Origin of the sequence: Tistrella bauzanensis (genome assembly GCF_014636235.1) — a bacterium.
Taxonomy (GTDB): domain Bacteria; phylum Pseudomonadota; class Alphaproteobacteria; order Tistrellales; family Tistrellaceae; genus Tistrella; species Tistrella bauzanensis.
On sequence record NZ_BMDZ01000002.1, the window covers coordinates 61,948 to 78,689 of the forward strand.

Annotated in this window: 13 protein-coding genes; 7 read left to right on the plus strand and 6 right to left on the minus strand. The window is 69.3% G+C overall.

Annotated features, from left to right (window positions below; all coding sequences use genetic code 11):
- Nucleotides 1–110: 110 nt before the first annotated feature.
- The 6 genes from IEW15_RS01410 to mobB form a co-directional block, all read right to left on the minus strand.
- Entirely contained in the window at nucleotides 111–941 is an 831-nt protein-coding gene (locus IEW15_RS01410) for a family 1 encapsulin nanocompartment shell protein (protein WP_188574174.1), read from the minus strand.
- A 54-nt stretch (nucleotides 942–995) separates the two neighbouring features.
- Complete coding sequence (locus IEW15_RS01415) at nucleotides 996–1,397, minus strand: encapsulin-associated ferritin-like protein (protein WP_188574175.1); 402 nt, start codon at nucleotides 1,395–1,397, stop codon at nucleotides 996–998.
- A 204-nt stretch (nucleotides 1,398–1,601) separates the two neighbouring features.
- Entirely contained in the window at nucleotides 1,602–2,561 is a 960-nt protein-coding gene (locus IEW15_RS01420) for a ZIP family metal transporter (RefSeq protein WP_372402841.1), read from the minus strand.
- A gap of 35 nt (nucleotides 2,562–2,596) precedes the next feature.
- Nucleotides 2,597–3,901, minus strand: coding sequence for an MFS transporter (locus IEW15_RS01425; RefSeq protein ID WP_188574176.1), 1,305 nt, complete (start codon nucleotides 3,899–3,901; stop codon nucleotides 2,597–2,599).
- Between the two features lie 101 nt (nucleotides 3,902–4,002).
- Complete coding sequence (locus IEW15_RS01430) at nucleotides 4,003–5,190, minus strand: benzoate/H(+) symporter BenE family transporter (protein ID WP_188574177.1); 1,188 nt, start codon at nucleotides 5,188–5,190, stop codon at nucleotides 4,003–4,005.
- A gap of 149 nt (nucleotides 5,191–5,339) precedes the next feature.
- A complete protein-coding gene (gene mobB / locus IEW15_RS01435; protein WP_188574178.1) occupies nucleotides 5,340–5,918 on the minus strand; it encodes a molybdopterin-guanine dinucleotide biosynthesis protein B in 579 nt (192 codons plus the stop codon).
- 339 nt (nucleotides 5,919–6,257) lie between these two features.
- Between mobB and IEW15_RS01440 the strand changes: the two genes are divergently transcribed.
- The 7 genes from IEW15_RS01440 (at nucleotide 6,258) to cobA (ending at nucleotide 16,721) form a co-directional block, all read left to right on the plus strand.
- Nucleotides 6,258–7,679 carry a CmpA/NrtA family ABC transporter substrate-binding protein gene (locus IEW15_RS01440; protein ID WP_188574179.1) on the plus strand — a complete coding sequence of 474 codons (1,422 nt, stop codon included), beginning with the start codon at nucleotides 6,258–6,260 and terminating at the stop codon, nucleotides 7,677–7,679.
- Nucleotides 7,680–7,757: 78 nt separating this feature from the next.
- A complete protein-coding gene (ntrB, locus tag IEW15_RS01445) occupies nucleotides 7,758–8,597 on the plus strand; it encodes a nitrate ABC transporter permease (protein ID WP_188574180.1) in 840 nt (279 codons plus the stop codon).
- Between the two features lie 68 nt (nucleotides 8,598–8,665).
- Nucleotides 8,666–9,511 (plus strand): ABC transporter ATP-binding protein, encoded by an 846-nt coding sequence (locus tag IEW15_RS01450; RefSeq protein ID WP_188574181.1) that lies wholly within the window; start codon nucleotides 8,666–8,668, stop codon nucleotides 9,509–9,511.
- Between the two features lie 17 nt (nucleotides 9,512–9,528).
- Nucleotides 9,529–12,045, plus strand: coding sequence for a nitrite reductase large subunit NirB (nirB, locus tag IEW15_RS01455; protein WP_229707735.1), 2,517 nt, complete (start codon nucleotides 9,529–9,531; stop codon nucleotides 12,043–12,045).
- 14 nt (nucleotides 12,046–12,059) lie between these two features.
- On the plus strand, nucleotides 12,060–12,512 hold the full coding sequence (locus IEW15_RS01460; protein WP_229707736.1) for a nitrite reductase (NAD(P)H) small subunit: 453 nt from the start codon (nucleotides 12,060–12,062) through the stop codon (nucleotides 12,510–12,512).
- Nucleotides 12,509–15,244, plus strand: coding sequence for a nitrate reductase (locus IEW15_RS01465; protein WP_188574183.1), 2,736 nt, complete (start codon nucleotides 12,509–12,511; stop codon nucleotides 15,242–15,244). Before IEW15_RS01460 ends, IEW15_RS01465 begins: the two co-directional genes overlap by 4 nt.
- Nucleotides 15,225–16,721 carry a uroporphyrinogen-III C-methyltransferase gene (gene cobA, locus IEW15_RS01470; protein WP_188574184.1) on the plus strand — a complete coding sequence of 499 codons (1,497 nt, stop codon included), beginning with the start codon at nucleotides 15,225–15,227 and terminating at the stop codon, nucleotides 16,719–16,721. Before IEW15_RS01465 ends, cobA begins: the two co-directional genes overlap by 20 nt.
- Nucleotides 16,722–16,742: the final 21 nt, after the last annotated feature.

A 16,742-nucleotide genomic window follows, 5' to 3' on the forward strand; every position in this document is an offset into this window, starting at 1 on the left:
GGCCGAACAGAAACGCCGCCATCCGGGCATCCGGATGGCGGCGTTTCTCGTTAACGTCCGGGCCTGCGTGAGCCGGTCCGGATCAGGCGGTGTGGGCCGCCTGGGCCAGGTCAGGCCTTCTTGACCAGCAGACCACCGACATCGGCGCCGATGGTGCAGACCGCCTTGGGGTCGTCGATGCGCAGCACCAGGCTTTCCGCCAGATAGAGATGATGGTGGATGCCGTCATGCGAGGCATAGCCGGCGCGCAGATCCTGGCCCACGACCAGCACGCCGACGCGCGGGTCGACCAGCACGCCACCCTCGATCGGCGCCTTGAAGATGCCGACGGTGCAGACGCTGTTGATATGTTCGAGCTGCAGCACGTCGCTACCGTCATAGCGACGGAACAGCGAATTATACAGCTTCGGCGACAGGGCCAGCGCATAGGGGCCGCGCAGGCCGCTTTCGTCCAGCTTGTTCACCGCCGCCAGCACGTCCTGCAGAGCCTGATCGATATTCGACCAGTCGCCGCCATCGATGGCATGACGGCCTTTCGCGGTCAGCAGCCCCTCCAGGCCGAAATCGGTGTTGCCGTAATAGACCATCTCTTCTTCACGCGCGGCCACGGCTTCGGCGGCATCCTCGACCGGCGCCAGGCTCAAGGGCTGGCTCTGGTCGGTCGACGAGGCGATGCGCCGGACGCTGAGGCGAAAACCCTTGCGGAACATCGGCACCGATATCGCCCGGCTCATCACCGCGCCGGCCTCGTCCGGCCCGGGGTCACGGCAATAGACGTCATTGCCGATCTCGATCGAGGTCAGGCCGACGCCATAGGGACCGTCGACCTCGAGAAACCGGCGGGCGGTCAGCGCGTCACGGGCAGCGTCGATCGCGGCCGCGTCGATCTTCTTCCACAAATCGGCGCCGAAAGGCGCCTGGGAACGGTTCAGGTAATCCATGGTCGTGAAAACTCCTGCGGTCATGCGACGGGGAATGCAGACAAGATCGGCCGGTCAGCGCCGCCTCTTCAGGCTGCCGATGGTCAGCCCATCCTCGGAGCCACCATTGGCGCCACCAACCGACGCCCCCTTGCCGCCCTCGCCCGCGGCACCGCCGGTCGCATCTTCCTCGACCTCGGTGATCGGCCCCTCGGTGAACAGATAGGTCTTGATCTGTGCGGCGAAGTCGTCGTCGTTCCGCCGCAACCATTCCAGCGTCATCATCGCATGCTCGATTTCCTCGCGCATGTTGTGCAGCAGGATGGCCCGCAAACTGTCGTCTTCGCAGTCATCGGCGCGCTGACGATACCAGTCCACCGCCTCCAGCTCTTCCATCAGCGACGAAATCGCATGATGCAGCGCCATGGTGTGGCGGCTCAGCTTTTCACGCGGGGCATGCAGAACTTGTCCGGCCATCGGCTCGTCTCCTTCTCCGTCAATCCGTCCGCAGCGCCTGATACAGCCTGCGGGATCTCGTCCATCTCTGGCGGATCGCCCGCCCGGTCCGGGGTCCACCTATCGTTTGTTGTCATTCAACCCTGACGTCGGGCCCATCGGCACACAAGCCGTTCAGGGTCGATCCCGGCCCGTCAGCAAACGTCATCAGCCGAAGCTGGGGCCTCAGCCGAAACTGGCGGCAATCGCGGTCATCCCGGCAAAGCCCAGGATCAGCGCCCAGCTTGCCCCCATTTCCTGGCCATGACGGTGGGTTTCCGGAATCATCTCGTGGCTGACCACGAAAATCATCGCGCCGGCCGCGAAAGCCATCGTCCAGGGCAGCACCCCTGCCCCGAGCCCGGCCATGGCCACGCCCAGCCCGCCGCCGATAATTTCCAGCGCGCCGGTGCCGAACGCCACCAGCATCGCGTTGATCCGGCTGGCACCCACCATCATCATGCCGACGGCCGCCACGAAGCCTTCGGGCAGGTTCTGGATCATGATGCCGATCGCCAGCGCCAGCCCGTCGCCCAGATCACCGCCGCCGGCGATGCCGGAGCCACCCAGCCCCACACCGACCGCCAGACCTTCCGGCAGGTTGTGCAGCGCGATCGCCAGCACCATCAGCAGGGCCGGCGCCATGCGGCGCGCATCGATGGCGGCCACGCCGCCGCCATCCATCACCAGCACCGCCTCGCCACCGCTGGTGATCATCGTGCCCCGCGCGGCCGCGCCATGGGCTGCGTGGTCGACCGCATCCTTGTCCTGCTGGACGTGCAGATGTGGCACCACGGCATGCAGGGCGGCGATGGCCGCGGCACCCAGTGCGATCGCAGCCCCCACGCCCAGAGCCCCACCCAGGGCACCATAACGGGCGGTCGAACTGTCCAGCGCCGGGACCAGCAACGAAAACAGCGCCGCCGCGAGCATCACGCCGGCAGCCCCGCCAAGCAGCAGATTTTCCCGCCGGATACTGGGGCGGCGAATCACGAGCACCGGCAGGGCACCGATGCCGGTGGCAAGCCCGGCCAGCAGGCTGCCGCCGAGGCCCAGCCAGACCGGATCAATGGACGCGAGGTCTAAAATGTCAGCCTCCGAAGCCTCTGATCGTCGTCTCGGCGGTTGCCGCCGCCGATATGCCACGCCTGCCGCAGAATATGGCCCATGTGAATGACGGATCAACCGTTGCCACGATCCTCCGACGAAATCGTCACAGCCGGCGGCGGACCGTCACTGCCGATGCGGCGGAACAGGGCGAGCCCCACCAGCCCCCCCAGCGCCAGAACAGCAAAGCCGGCCCCCCAGCCCAGCGGATCGGTTTCACCTCCCGCCCCGTCGAGCACCAGCCCGAAGACCAGCGGCGACAGGATCGCGCCGCCGAAGCCCAGCAGCGCATGCAGCGCCATGGCGGCACCACGCACCGCCGGGTCGCTTTCGGCGATGGCGCCGGCGGTCAGCGAGGCGCTGTCGGCCATGACCAGCAGATTATACAGCGCCACCGCCGCCACCACCGCCAGCAGCGGCGCGCCGGCCAGTGCCGCGGTCAGTGCGGCGGCGACGGCCGTCAGCAGCATGGCGCAGGTGACCCAGCGTCGCCGCCCCATCCGCATCGCCATCTCGTTGCCAAGAAAACTGGTGATGATGCCCGATGCGATGATCGCGCCGCCAAGGCTGCTGGCAACCGCCACGGCCGAGCCGGCATGGACCAGAAAGGCAACCAGCCAGCTGCGCAGGCCGAACATCTCCCAGCAATGGCCGCCATAGGCAAAGGTATAGGCAATGGCGCGACGGTTGCGCAGCACCGGTCGGAAATCCGGTGGCAGCCACCACGGCCGCACCCGCACACCTTCAGGCAGCGGCGGCGGATCGGTACGCGGTACCAGAAAGATGCCCAGAACCAGGGCTGCCGCCGCCGACAGCCCCGCCGCCCAGAACGCGGCGGACCAGCCGCCCGCCGCGGCCACCAGTCCGGCGATCCACAACGACACCCCGGCGCCCAGCGAGAAACAGGCGGTGTAACAGGCGATCGCACGGCTGGCACGCGGGCCGCGCACATGGTCGCTGAGGATTTTCAGCCCCGGCATATAGGTGCCGGCAAATCCGGCCCCCGCCAGGGCCTGCAGCAGGCCGGCCGACCACGGCCCCTGAGCCAGCAGCGCGAACCCCATGGTGGCGGCGGCGATCAGGCCCAGGCAGCCCAGATAGACCTTGCGGGCGTCGATCCGGTCGGTGGCCCCGGTCAGGATCGGCACCCCGCCGACATAGCCGATGAAGAAGGCGCTGGAAATCCAGCCGGCGGTGCCGTTGCTCATGGCCCAGTCGTCCCGCAGCAATGGCAGCAGGGCCGGATAGCAGCCATAGGCTGCCATCGACAGCACCTCGCACAGGCACATGACCGCCACCATCCGGGCGGTTGTGTTGCCATTCCTGGCCGGGGGGCTGCCAGAGGGCGGTGCTGATTTGGGGGCGGTATCGGCAGGCACGGCAGGCAAGGCCTCCGCTGGGTGAGGATGAGCGGTCACCTTACAGCCTGCGGGCCCCTGCGACACGCGCATGTCCCGCAACCCTGCCCCTTCCGGTCATGTCATGTCCGGCCGGCACGGCCCGGACGTAAACGCGCCAGGCCTGCCCGCACACCCAGAACCAGAAACCCGGTGGCCAGGCCCCAGAAGGCCGAACCGATGCCCAGCAGCACGACGCCCGAGGCGGTGGCGGCGAAGGTCATCACCGCCACCTCGCGATCATCGGGCACGCTGAACATCGCGCCCAGCGCATTGGTCAGCGGTCCCAGCAGGGCCACCCCGGTGATGATCAGGATGGTATCGCGCGGCAGGCCCATGAACAGCGCGACCAGCGGTGTCGAAAACAGGGCCAGCACGGCATAGCATCCGGCATAGGCAACGCCCACCACCCAGCGGCGTTGCGGATCGGGATGGGCATCGGGGCCGGTACACAATGCCGCGGTGATGGCGGCCAGATTGACCGCAATGGCGCCGAACGGCGCCAGCACCAGCGATGCCGCACCGGTTGCCAACAACACCGGCCGGGTTGGCGGGCGATAGCCGGCGGCGTTCAGCACCACGAAGCCCGGCAGGTTCTGCGACACCAGCGTCACTAGAAACAGCGGCAGCCCCAGGCTGATCACCACCGCCCAGTCGAACACCGGCGCGGTCGCGTGCAGCACGCCGAACACGCCCTGCTGCGCCAGTATCCCGCCGGCCGGCCCCAGATCATCGCGCAGCACCACGGCCCCCACCACCACCGCCAGCACGATCAGCAGCGCATAGATGGGAAGACGCTGCCGGGCAATGACGAACACCACCAGCACCACGCCGGCCAACACGGCATCCGACTGAAAGCTGCGGAACAGCGCCAGGCAGAATGGCAGCAGCACCCCGGCCAGCATGGCTGCGGCGACAGCGGCCGGAATCCGCGCCGCCAGCCGCCCCAGAGCCGGCACCAGCCCCAGCACGATCATCATCAGTGCAGCGACGACATAGGCGCCGATGGCCGCGCCATAGCCCGCCTGAAGCGTGCTTGCCGCCAGCAGTGCCGCCCCCGGCGTCGACCATGCCAGCACCACCGGCATCCGCAATCCGGCGCTGAGCAGCCCGCCTGCGACCGACATACCAAGACATAACGCGGTCACCGCCGACGCGACCTGTTCAGGCGTGCCGCCCAATGCTTGGGCGGCCTGAACGATCAGGGCGACGGTGCCGCCGAATCCGACCAGTGCCGCAATCAAGGCGGCCGATAAAGATGAGAAGGGCAAGGTGGACCGGCACTGTCATTGGATGGATTTCACGCGCGGCAAGCTTTGTCGATTGCGCGTGCCACCGCAAGCGCCTTGCGCGAGGATGATGACGTTTCCATCAACATAACTTATGGTTTTGTTGTTGTCGCCCGGACGCGCAGTCGGCGTCAGCACCAGGCGGGCCAGTCGGTTGACAGCACCAGTGCCGATATCGCAGCGATATCGTTGCGCCCCAGGATCGGCCGATCGCCCAGAAGGTCGCGGTCGACTGCGCCGCAACTGAGCCGGGAGGGGTCGGGCACGACCACGGCCCGCACCGCATCGTCGCGCGGAAACAACGGCCAGCGCGCATCCGGCCGGCCGGGGCGTGCCGGCATCAGCAGTTCCAGGCGCGGATGTCCGGCGCCGGCAAAACCTTCGACGATCGCCACGTCGGCAGCACCAGCATAGCCCAGCCAGCGGCGCAATTGCCCGGCCGCATCGGGCTCGGCCACGCCATCGCTGCCATGGGCCGGCTCTTCCCGCAGCACGCCCACCAGGCCGCCACCGCCAACCACCACTGCCGCAGCACCGGCCATCCGATGGCGGTCGCTGTCCTTTCCCGGCCGGTCGAGATCGGGGCGGTGATGGCTGCGCTTGACCGTGACCACCTTAAGGCCGCGCATGGCCAGCGCCGGGATCAGTCGTTCGATCAACGTGGTCTTGCCGCTGCCGCTTGGCCCCACCAGCCCGATGATCCGCGTCATATGAAGCCTGTGTCCTTCTCGCTGAGTCGGGGGTCGACGCCCAAGAGTCGACCTGAAAGATCCGACACCTGACGTTAATGTGCATATTTTATAGCCATAAATTTAGATCTGCATAATTTATGGACAAATTAGCATGTGCAGCGCGATTAGCGGCCGACACCTGCTGCACCGCAAGCGGCCGGAATACCACGGAATCTGGTGTCTCGTCCGGGTTGGCACGAAAGTTGTAATGACTCAGGACTAGATACCTTGGTGTCGACACCTTCTCCCTCCCAGTGTCGATACGCACTTCGCCCCCCGCTGTGCCACCTGCCGCCGCAGATTGCGAGACCAGCGACCATGACCGATACCACCACATCCAGCCGCCCCGGCATCCGGATCAGCCGCCGCGCATTGCTGGGCACGGCCCTGACCCTGGCCGCCGCCCGCGCGCTGCTGCCCTCGGGTGCCTTCGCCGCCGCCGGCACCGGGCCTGAAAAGCGCGACCTGACCATCGGCTTCATTCCGCTCACCGACTGCGCACCCCTGGTCATCGCCCATGAGAAGGGATTCTTCAAGCGCGAAGGCTTGAATGTCACCCTGTCGAAAGAGGCGTCCTGGGCCAATATCCGCGACAAGATGACCATCGGCGCCCTGGATGCCGCCCATATGCTGGCCGGCATGCCGATCGCGGCGACGCTGGGCCTTGGCGCCATCGCCCAGCCCCAGATCACCGCGCTGTCGCTGGATCTGAACGGCAACGCCATCACCCTGTCCAACACGCTGTTCGACCGGATGGCCGCCGCAGACCCGGCCGCGATGGCCGAACGGCCGATGACCGCACGGGCGCTGAAGACGGTGATCGAGGCCGATAAGGCCGCCGGCCGGCCACCGCTGACCTTCGCCGCGGTGTTCCCGGTGTCGTCGCATATGTATGAATTGCGCTATTGGCTGGCCAGCGCCGGCATCGACCCCGATCAGGATCTGAGGATCATCGTGATCCCGCCGCCGCAGATGGTGGCCAATCTGCGCGCCGGCAATTGCGATGGCTATTGCGTGGGCGAGCCGTGGAACGAACGCGCGGTCGAGGCCGGCATCGGCAAGGTCGCCATCACCAGTGTCGAGCTGTGGGCCAACCAACCGGAAAAGGTGCTGGGTGTCGCCGCCGACTGGGCGGCGGCCAATCCCGCCACCCATAAGGCGATGCTGCGCGCGGTGATCAGCGCCGGCCAATGGCTGGATGATCCGGCGAACCGGCCCGAGGGCGCCGACATCATCGCCGGGCGCGCCTATGTCAATGCGCCGGCCGAGGTGGTGCGGATGTCGATGACCGGCACCTTCCGCTATGCCGCCGACGAAGCGCCGCGCCCGCTGCCCGATTTCAACGTCTTCAGCCGCCATGCCGCCAATTTCCCCTGGCTCAGCCATGCGGAATGGACCCTGACCCAGATGATCCGCTGGGGCCAGATCGACCGGCCGGTCGACATCGCCGCCACCGCCGCCGCGGTCTACAAGCCGGCGCTGTATCGCGAGGTCGCGGCCGAGATGGGGCTGGCCGCCCCCACCATCGACCGCAAGCCCGAAGGTGTTCACGACCAGCCCTGGACATTGACCGAGGCGACCAGCCCGATCGCGATGGGCCCTGACATGTTCTTCGATGGCGGCCGTTTCGACCCGGCCGATCCGGTCGGCTATGTCCGGCAATTCGCGGTCAAGGCCCCCACTGTCGATCTGGCGGCGCTGGAAGCGGCCCAGAGCGGCGCGCGCGCAGCCGCCGCCTGACCATCGTACCGCCCCCGCACCATCTGTTCACACCCCCGCCGACACCCCCGCCGACATTGGCCCGAGGACCGCACGACCATGGCAGAGATCGCCACGTCCACCACCGCCGACACGCCCGCCCGCGCCCCCGCCGGCATCGCCCACAGGCTGGGCGACCTGGCCGAGCGGGTGGTCTGGCCGCTCGTCACCCTGCTCGTCCTGCTGGGTGCCTGGACGCTGGTTCAGCAGACGGTGGCAACCGACCTGCCCAGCGTGTCCGAGACCGTCTCCCACGGCATCGCGCTGTTTTCCGACCCATTCTACATCGCAGGGCCCGGCGACCAGGGCATCATGTGGCAGTTGTTGTATTCGCTGGCGCGGGTGCTGTCGGGCTTCGCGCTCGCCTGCCTGATCGGCCTGCCGGTGGGGCTGCTGGTCGGCACCAGCCAGGCCGCCACCCGCGCGCTGACCCCGTTCATCGAGATCATGCGCCCGGTCAGCCCGCTGGCCTGGCTGCCGATCGGCCTGCTGCTGTTCCGCGCGGTCGATCCGTCGGCGGTATTCGTGATCGTGATCACCAGCATCTGGCCGATCATTCTGAACACCGCCGCCGGCGTGCGCGCCGTGCCGCAGGACTATATCCAGGTCGGCCGGGTGCTGCGTCTGAGCCGGCTGGCCATGTTCCGCCGCATCCTGCTGCCCTCGGCCCTGCCCTATGTGCTGGCCGGCATGCGGCTGTCGCTTGGCACCGCCTGGATGGTGATCGTGGCGGCCGAGATGCTGACCGGCGGCATCGGCATCGGCTTCTTCATCTGGGATGAGTGGAACAACCTGTCGGTGCCCAGCATCCTGGTCGCCATCGTGCTGATCGGCGTGGCCGGCATCGCCCTGGATGCCGGCATGGCCGCGATCCAGCGCCGCCTCAGCCATGCCGGCTGACCTCCCTCCCCCTCAGCGATCCCCCCCTCCGCCCCCGCCTCGCCTCTCCCGGTACAGGAAGCCTTGTCATGAGCACGACCCATCTTTCCATCGAAGGCGTGGACCTGGACTTCACCACCCGCGACGGTGTCCGGCCGGTGCTGCGCGGCATCGACCTCAAGGTCGCGCGCGGTGAATTCGTGGCGGTCATCGGCCATTCCGGCTGCGGCAAATCCACCCTGCTGAACATCGTGGCCGGGCTGATCACCCCCGATCGCGGCGCCATTCTGGTCGATGGCAAGCTGGTCGACGAACCCGGCCCCGACCGCGCGATGGTGTTCCAGTCGCATGCCCTGCTGCCCTGGCTGACCGTGCACGAAAACGTGGCGCTGGCCGTGGATCAGGTGCACCGCAAGGCGATGGATCAGGCCGCCCGGACGCGTCTGGTCGACGATCATCTGGCGCTGGTGCGGATGGACCATGCCGCCCGCCGTTTCCCGCATGAATTGTCGGGCGGCATGCGCCAGCGGGTCGGCATCGCCCGCGCGCTGGCCATGCGGCCGGCGGTGCTGCTGATGGACGAGCCCTTCGGCGCGCTCGACGCGCTCACCCGCGCCCGGCTTCAGGACGAGTTGATGGCCATTCAGGCCGATCTGAAGATGACCGTGATGATGGTCACCCACGATGTCGACGAAGCAGCCCTTCTGGCCGATCGGGTGGTGATGATGTCGGAAGGTCCGGGCGCGCGGATCGGGCAGATCGTCGACATCCCGCTCAGCCGGCCGCGCAAGCGGGCCCGGGTGCTGCGCGATCCGGTTTTCATCGAGGCACGGGTTCAGATGCTGTCCTTCCTGCAGGGCGACGAGCCGGAGCCGGATGTCGATAGCGATGCCGACGACATGGTGGCCGACCTGCTGCCGGTCGCGGCGGAATGACCCTGGAGCGTGATGCCATGACCGTGAACCCCACTCCTTCCCGCGCGCCCGTCCGTCCCCGTGACCACATCGTCGTCGTCGGCACCGGCATGGCCGGCACCCGGCTGGTGCAGGATCTGGTGGCCCTGGCACCGGGTCGCCATCGGATCACCATGATCGGCGCCGAACATCACGCGCCCTATGACCGGATCATGCTGTCGCCGGTATTGGCCGGCGACAAGACACCCGAGGCGATCCGCCTGCTGGACCCGGATTTCCTGAGCACCCACGCCGTCGCCCTGCATGCCGGCGACGGCGTCGCGGCGATCGACCGCCAGACCCGCCATGTCACCACCGGCACCGGTCGGGTGATTGGCTACGACCGTCTGGTTCTGGCCACCGGATCGCAGCCGATCCGCCTGCCGCTGCCGGGGGCTGAACTCGACGGTGTCGTCACCTTCCGCGACCTCGGCGATGTCGACGCCATGCTGGCACGCACGCGCCCCGGCGCGCCCGCCGTGGTGATCGGCGGCGGCCTGCTGGGGCTGGAAGCCGCTGCCGGCCTTGCCGGTCGCGGCATGGCGGTCACCGTGGTTCATCTGGCACCCACCGTCATGGAACGCCAGTTGGATGCCGAGGCCGGCGGCCTGCTGGCGGCAGCCCTGGCCCGGCGCGGCATCGCCCTTGCCACCGCCACACAAAGCCGCGCGATCCTTGGCGACGCGGCCGGATGCGTCAGCGGCCTGGAACTGGCCGATGGCCGCGTGCTGCCGGCGGAGCTGCTGGTGATGGCCGTGGGCATCCGGCCCGAGACCACGCTGGCCCGCGATGCCGGGCTGGCCGTCGGGCGCGGCATCCAGGTCGATGCCGGCCTTGCCACATCGGACCCGCATATCGACGCGCTGGGCGAATGTGTCGAGTTCGATGGCGCCACCTTCGGCCTTGTGGCACCGCTCTACGATCAGGCGAAGGTGCTGGCGCGACGGCTGGCGGGCATCGATGGTCCGGGCTTCGCGATCCGGCCGACGGCGACCCGGCTGAAGGTATCGGGTGTCGATGTGTTCTCGGCCGGCGAGTTGGGTGGCACCGATCAGGCGGCCGAAGAGATCGTGCTGCGCGATGCCGGCCGTGCCGCCTATCGCAAGCTGGTGATCCGCGACGACCGGCTGGTCGGCGTGGTGATGTATGGCGATGTCGCCGACGGGCCGTGGTTCTTCGAGACCATGCGCAAGGCGGCACCGCTGGGCGAGGCGCGCGACCGGCTGATCTTCGGCCCGGCCTTCGCCACCATGGGTGCCGCCGGCGGCGGCATGGATGCCGCAACCGCCGCGATCGCAGCCCTGCCCGCCGATGCCGAGATCTGCGGCTGTAACGGTGTCTGCAAGGGCGCGATCACCCAGGCGATCAGCGAACATGGCCTTGCCACGATCGATGCGGTGCGTGCCCATACCAAGGCGTCGGCATCCTGCGGATCGTGCACCGGCCAGGTCAAGGCGCTGATCGGGCTGACGCTGGGCGATGCGGCACCGCCTGTGACCGAGGATGCTGATCCGGCGATCTGCGCCTGCACCAGCCATGGTCATGACAGCCTGCGGGCGGCGGTGCGCGATCTGGCGCCGATGACCGCGATCGAGGCAATGACTGCCCTGGGTTGGACAACGCCCGAGGGCTGCGCCAAATGCCGGCCGGCGCTGAATTACTATCTGCTCTGTGCCCATCCCGGCGCCGGCATCGACGATCCTGCCTCGCGCTTCGTCAATGAACGGGTCCATGCCAACATCCAGAAGGATGGCAGCTTCTCGGTGGTGCCGCGGATGTGGGGCGGGCTGACCTCGGCCAGCGAATTGCGGGCCATCGCCGATGTGGTCGACCGATACGACATCCCGACCGTCAAGGTCACCGGTGGCCAGCGCATCGACCTGCTGGGGGTCCGCAAACAGGATCTGCCGGCGGTGTGGCGCGACCTGAATGCGGCCGGCATGGTGTCGGGCCATGCCTATGCCAAGGGCCTGCGCACGGTGAAGACCTGCGTCGGATCGGAATGGTGCCGGTTCGGGACGCAGGATTCGACCGGGCTGGGCGTGCGGCTGGAACGGCTGACCTGGGGCGCCTGGATGCCGCACAAGTTCAAGATGGCGGTGTCGGGCTGCCCGCGGAACTGTGCCGAGGCCACGATCAAGGATTTCGGCGTGGTCTGCGTCGACAGCGGTTACGAGCTGGTGGTCGGCGGCAATGGCGGCATCCATCTGCGCGGCACCGATGCGCTCACCAAGGTTGCGACCGAGGATGAGGCGATCGAGATCTGCCTGGCCTTCATCCAGTTCTATCGCGAGGACGCCCGCTATCTGGAGCGCACGGCACCGTGGATCGAGCGGATCGGCATCGATCGGGTGCTGTCGGTGATCGTGGAGGATGCGACCGGGCGCAAGGCGCTGGCCGCGCGCTTCCAGGCATCGCAGGTCCATGCCCGCCACGACCCATGGGCCGCTCTGGTCGACCGGCCGACGGCCGAATTCACAGCGATCGACCTGCCCGCCCGCGCGGCGGCCGAGTGAGAGGAGACGACAGCATGAACGCGCTCATCGACACCGGCCACAGCGACATGACCGACTGGATCGACTGCGGCAGCATCGAGCAGTTGCCGCTGCGCGGTGCACGGGTGATCCGCCATGCCGGCGGCAGCATCGCGGTGTTCCGCCCGGCCCAGGGCCTGCCGGCCGCGATCAACAATGCCTGCCCGCACAAGGCGGGACCGCTGGCCGACGGCATGGTTCACGGCCGGTCGGTGAGTTGCCCGCTGCATGGCCGGGTGTTCGACCTGGACAGCGGCCGGGCCGCAGCACCCGATCGCGATTGCGTGACCCGCTATCCGGTGGCGGTGACGGTGGATGGCCGGGTGCTGGTGCGGCTGCGGCCGCTGAGCCCGGCCGCACCGGCCGGCGCCGCGATCATGCCCGCCCCCGTCATGCCCGATCCTGTCATGCCCGGTCCCGTCACAACCATGACCGAGGCGGCGGAATGACCGCCCTGCCGCCCATGGCCGCCACCCGCACGACCTGCCCCTATTGCGGGGTGGGCTGCGGGGTGCTGGCCCGGCCGGATGGGCTGGGCGGCCTGGCGCCCGTCCAAGGCGACCCCGATCATCCGGCCAATCGCGGCCGGCTGTGTGGCAAGGGCCGGTCGCTGGCCGACACGCTGGGCGGCGTCGGGCGGCTGACCCGCGCCCGGCTGCATGGCCGGCCGGTGGCGCTGGATGCGGCACTGGACCGGGTGGCGGCGGGGTTTGCGGCGGCGCTGGCGCGCAACGGACCGTCGGGGGTCGCGTTCTATCTGTCGGGCCAGATGCTGACCGAGGATTACTACGCCGCCAACAAGCTGGCCAAGGGCTTCCTCGGCACCGCCAATATCGACACCAATTCGCGGCTGTGCATGTCGTCGACGGTGGCCGGTCATGTCCGGGCCTTCGGCGAGGATCTGGTGCCCGGCGCCTATGACGATCTGGATGGCTGCGATCTGGCGGTGCTGGTTGGGTCGAACGCCGCCTGGTGTCATCCGGTGCTGTTCGGCCGATTGATGGATGCCCGCGGCAGCCGTGGCACCAGGCTGGTGGTCATCGATCCCCGCCGCACCGAAACCGCCGCCGGCGCCGATCTGCATCTGCCGATCCGGCCGGGTGGCGATGTGGCGCTGTATCAGTTTCTGCTGGTCGAAGCGGTGCGGCGCGGCCTGATCGCGGCCCCGCCCGCCATCGGGCTTGCCGATGCGCTGGTCGCCGCCCGCGCCGACACGCCCGATCTTGCCGTCGCCGCGGACCTGACCGGGCTCACCCCCGACAGCCTGCACCGCTTCGCCGATATGGTGCTGTCCACCGACCGCACCGTCACCCTGTTCAGCCAGGGCGTGAACCAGTCCGGCGCCGGCACCGACAAGGTCAATGCGATCCTGAACCTGGATATCGCCCTTGGCCGCATCGGCCGGCCGGGCGCCGGGCCATTCTCGCTGACCGGCCAGCCCAATGCCATGGGCGGGCGCGAGGTCGGCGGCCTCGCCAACCAGTTGGCCGCACATCTGGGATTTTCGGATGCCGAGCGCGCCATGGTCGGCGCTTTCTGGGGCACAGATACGGTCGCCACCGGTCCCGGGATCAAGGCGGTCGAGATGATCGATGCGCTTGAGGATGGCCGGATCGAGGCGATCTGGATCATCGGCACCAATCCCGCCGTCAGCCTGCCCGATGCCGGCCGGTTCCGCCGGGCACTGGCGCGATGCCCCCTGGTGGTGGTGTCGGATTGCGTGACCGGCACCGATACCCAGGCGCTGGCCCATATCCTGCTGCCCGCCGCCGGCTGGTCGGAGAAGGATGGCACCGTCACCAATTCGGAACGCCGGATCAGCCGCCAGCGCGCGGTTCTGCCGGCCCCCGGCGACGCTCTGCCCGACTGGCGGCTGATCCAGGCCGTGGCCCATCGGCTGGGTTTCGGCCACGCCTTCGACTGGCGGCACCCATCCGAGATCTTCGACGAACACGCTCGCCTGTCGGCCGAAGCCGCGCAGCACTTCGGCCGGCGGTTCGACATCGGCGGCCTTGCCGGGCTGGGGCGGCAGGGGTATGACGCGCTCTCCCCTGTGCAATGGCCAGTACCGGTGTCACGGAACGGGCCACTGGGCCATGCCGGCACCGCGCGCCTGACGCTTAGCGGCGATGCGGCGCGGATGATGGCGGTCCGCCATCGCCGGCCCGATGACCAGCCGGACACGGATTTTCCGCTGGTGCTGAACACCGGCAGGCTGCGCGATCAATGGCACACCATGACCCGCACTGGCCGCGCGGCGCGGCTGGCCGCCCACAGCCCTGAGCCGTGTCTGGCCCTGCATCCCGCCGATGCGGCGGCGGCAGGCGTGCAGGATGGTGACATCGCCACCGTCACCGGGCGGCGTGGCGCCTGTCTGCTGCGGGTGATGATCGATGCCGGCCAGCGTCCGGGCGAGGCCTTTGCGCCGATCCACTGGTCGGATGCCTTTGCGGCCGAGGCCGCGATCGGCCGCATCGCATCGCCCGTCACCGATCCGCTCTCCGGGCAGCCGGAGCTGAAACATGCAGCGATCCGCGTCGAGCGCTGGCAAGCCGACTGGGCCGGCATTCTGGTCGATCGCAGCACGGCGGCACCGCTGCGCCGCGGCGTGCGCCTGCCCCGCTATTGGACCCGCCATGCGGTCGAGGCCGGACGCGCGCTGATCATGGCCGCCGATGACGGCCGGCCCGCCGATGCCGATGGCTGGCGATCGCTGGCCAACCGGCTGGCGCGCGGCTTCGGTGCCGCCATCGACACCAGCCCGCCGATCGAGCTGTTCGATGGCGGTCGTGGCCGGATGCGGATCGCCTGGACCGGCAGCGACGGGCGCATTGCCGCGGTGATGGCGCTGGCGCCCCGCCACGACGACCTGCCGGCGGTGGCAAGTCTGGCCCGGCTGCTGGACCCGGCGGCGGATCGCGGACCCTCGGCACCGCTGCTGCTGCGGCTGGCCCTGCTGGCCGATCATGATCCGGCCGGAGACGGCGGCGTCGCGGCGGAACCGGCGGTCTGTGCCTGTGCCGGCATCGGCCGCAGCGCCATTCTTGCCGCTGCCGGCACCGGCGGCGACATGACGGCGCGCCTGAACCGCATCACCGAAACCACCGGCGCCGGCGGGGGCTGCGGCTCGTGCCGGGGCGCAATCCGGGAGCTGCTGGCCCATGACCTCGTCACTGCCTGATCATGCCGCCGGCGCGTCCGGTGCCGGCGCGTCTGGTGCCCCCTTGCCTGGAGACGGCGGCGACCTGCCGGTGGCGCTGATCCTGCGCGACCGCCCGGTGGCGGTCTTCGGTGCCGGCCCCGGTGCCGCCGCCAAGCTGGCGCTGCTGATCGCGGCAGGCGCCCGGCCCCGGGTCTTCGCCGATCCGGCAGATGCCAATGGTCCCTGCCCTGATCTGCGTGCCCTGCCCGGCATGGCATCGGCCGAGATCGCCCCGATCGATCCGACCCGCCTGCCCCGGCTTCAGGGCATGCGGCTGGTGGTGATCGCGCCGGAACTGTCGGCATCGCTTGCCCATGCGATCGCACAGGCCGCCCATGACGCTGGCGTGCTGGTTCATGCGGTCGACCGGCCGGATCTCGGCGACATCAGCCTGCCGGCCATGGTCCGGCGCGGGCCGTTGACGATCGCCATCCATACCGGTGGCCGGTTTCCGGCCCTGGCATCGGTGCTGCGCCAGCGGCTGGACGCCCTGCTGCCGGCGGATCTGGGCGCGCGGGTCAGGGCAGCCGGTGCCGCCCGCGCCGGCATTGCCCGGCTGGTCACCGATCCTGGCGCCCGCCGGTCGCTGTGGCGGCAGGCGGCGGCGCTGATCCTCGACCGGCCGGCGGCACCGGGCCTGGATGCGGCAGCCCTGGTCGACGATGTTCTGACCGGGCTGCGGGGGTCGGCCACCACATGCTGCGGCCGGGTCGATCTGGTCGGCGCAGGCCCCGGTGGCCCCGGCATGCTGACCGGCGATGCCGCCCGCGCGATCGAGGCCGCCGACGTCATCCTGTATGACGCGCTGACCGATCCGGCGATCCTGGAACTCGGCCGCCGCGAGGCACGCCGGATCCCGGTCGGCAAGCGCTGCGGCGCCCATGCCATGCGCCAGCCCGCAATCTCGGCGCTGATGGTCAGGCTGGCCGGCGACGGCCTGCATGTGGTGCGCCTGAAGGGGGGTGACCCGGCGATCTTCGGCCGGCTGGATGAAGAACTGGCCGCCTTGGATGCAGCCGGCATCCCCGCCCATGTCATTCCGGGTGTGACCGCCGCCGCGGCCGCAGCCGCCTATCTGCGCCGGCCGCTGACCCTGCGCGGCACGGCGCGCGCGGTCACCCTGGTGGCGGGCCATGATGCCGAAGGCGGCCTGCCGGACGATCTGGCGGCACTGGCCGCCACGCGTGGCACGATCGCCATCTATATGGGCCGCGACCGGGCCGGGGCGATTGCCGCGGCCCTGATCGCGGGTGGCCGCCCCGCCCATGAGCCCGCCATTGCGGTGGAATGGGCAGGCCGCGCCACAGCCCGTCATGTCGCCGCGACACTGGCCGATCTGCCGGCGGCACTTGCGGGGCTCGACGCCGACGGCCCGGTGACGATACTGGTGGGAGAGGCCCTGGCGGCGACGGCGATGGCCGGCGCCACCGCCGCCGATGACCGCCGGGTCGCCTGATCCCACCTCCCAGGCCGGAAC

Excerpts from the sequence above, each read along its gene's own strand:
- IEW15_RS01460 (WP_229707736.1), top strand. The coding sequence starts at position 12,060 with ATGAACGCGCTCATCGACACCGGCCACAGCGACATGACCGACTGGATC.
- cobA (WP_188574184.1), top strand. The coding sequence starts at position 15,225 with ATGACCTCGTCACTGCCTGATCATGCCGCCGGCGCGTCCGGTGCCGGC.
- IEW15_RS01465 (WP_188574183.1), top strand. The coding sequence starts at position 12,509 with ATGACCGCCCTGCCGCCCATGGCCGCCACCCGCACGACCTGCCCCTAT.
- nirB (WP_229707735.1), top strand. The coding sequence starts at position 9,529 with ATGACCGTGAACCCCACTCCTTCCCGCGCGCCCGTCCGTCCCCGTGAC.
- IEW15_RS01450 (WP_188574181.1), top strand. The coding sequence starts at position 8,666 with ATGAGCACGACCCATCTTTCCATCGAAGGCGTGGACCTGGACTTCACC.
- IEW15_RS01440 (WP_188574179.1), top strand. The coding sequence starts at position 6,258 with ATGACCGATACCACCACATCCAGCCGCCCCGGCATCCGGATCAGCCGC.
- ntrB (WP_188574180.1), top strand. The coding sequence starts at position 7,758 with ATGGCAGAGATCGCCACGTCCACCACCGCCGACACGCCCGCCCGCGCC.
- mobB (WP_188574178.1), bottom strand. The coding sequence starts at position 5,918 with ATGACGCGGATCATCGGGCTGGTGGGGCCAAGCGGCAGCGGCAAGACC.
- IEW15_RS01415 (WP_188574175.1), bottom strand. The coding sequence starts at position 1,397 with ATGGCCGGACAAGTTCTGCATGCCCCGCGTGAAAAGCTGAGCCGCCAC.
- IEW15_RS01410 (WP_188574174.1), bottom strand. The coding sequence starts at position 941 with ATGGATTACCTGAACCGTTCCCAGGCGCCTTTCGGCGCCGATTTGTGG.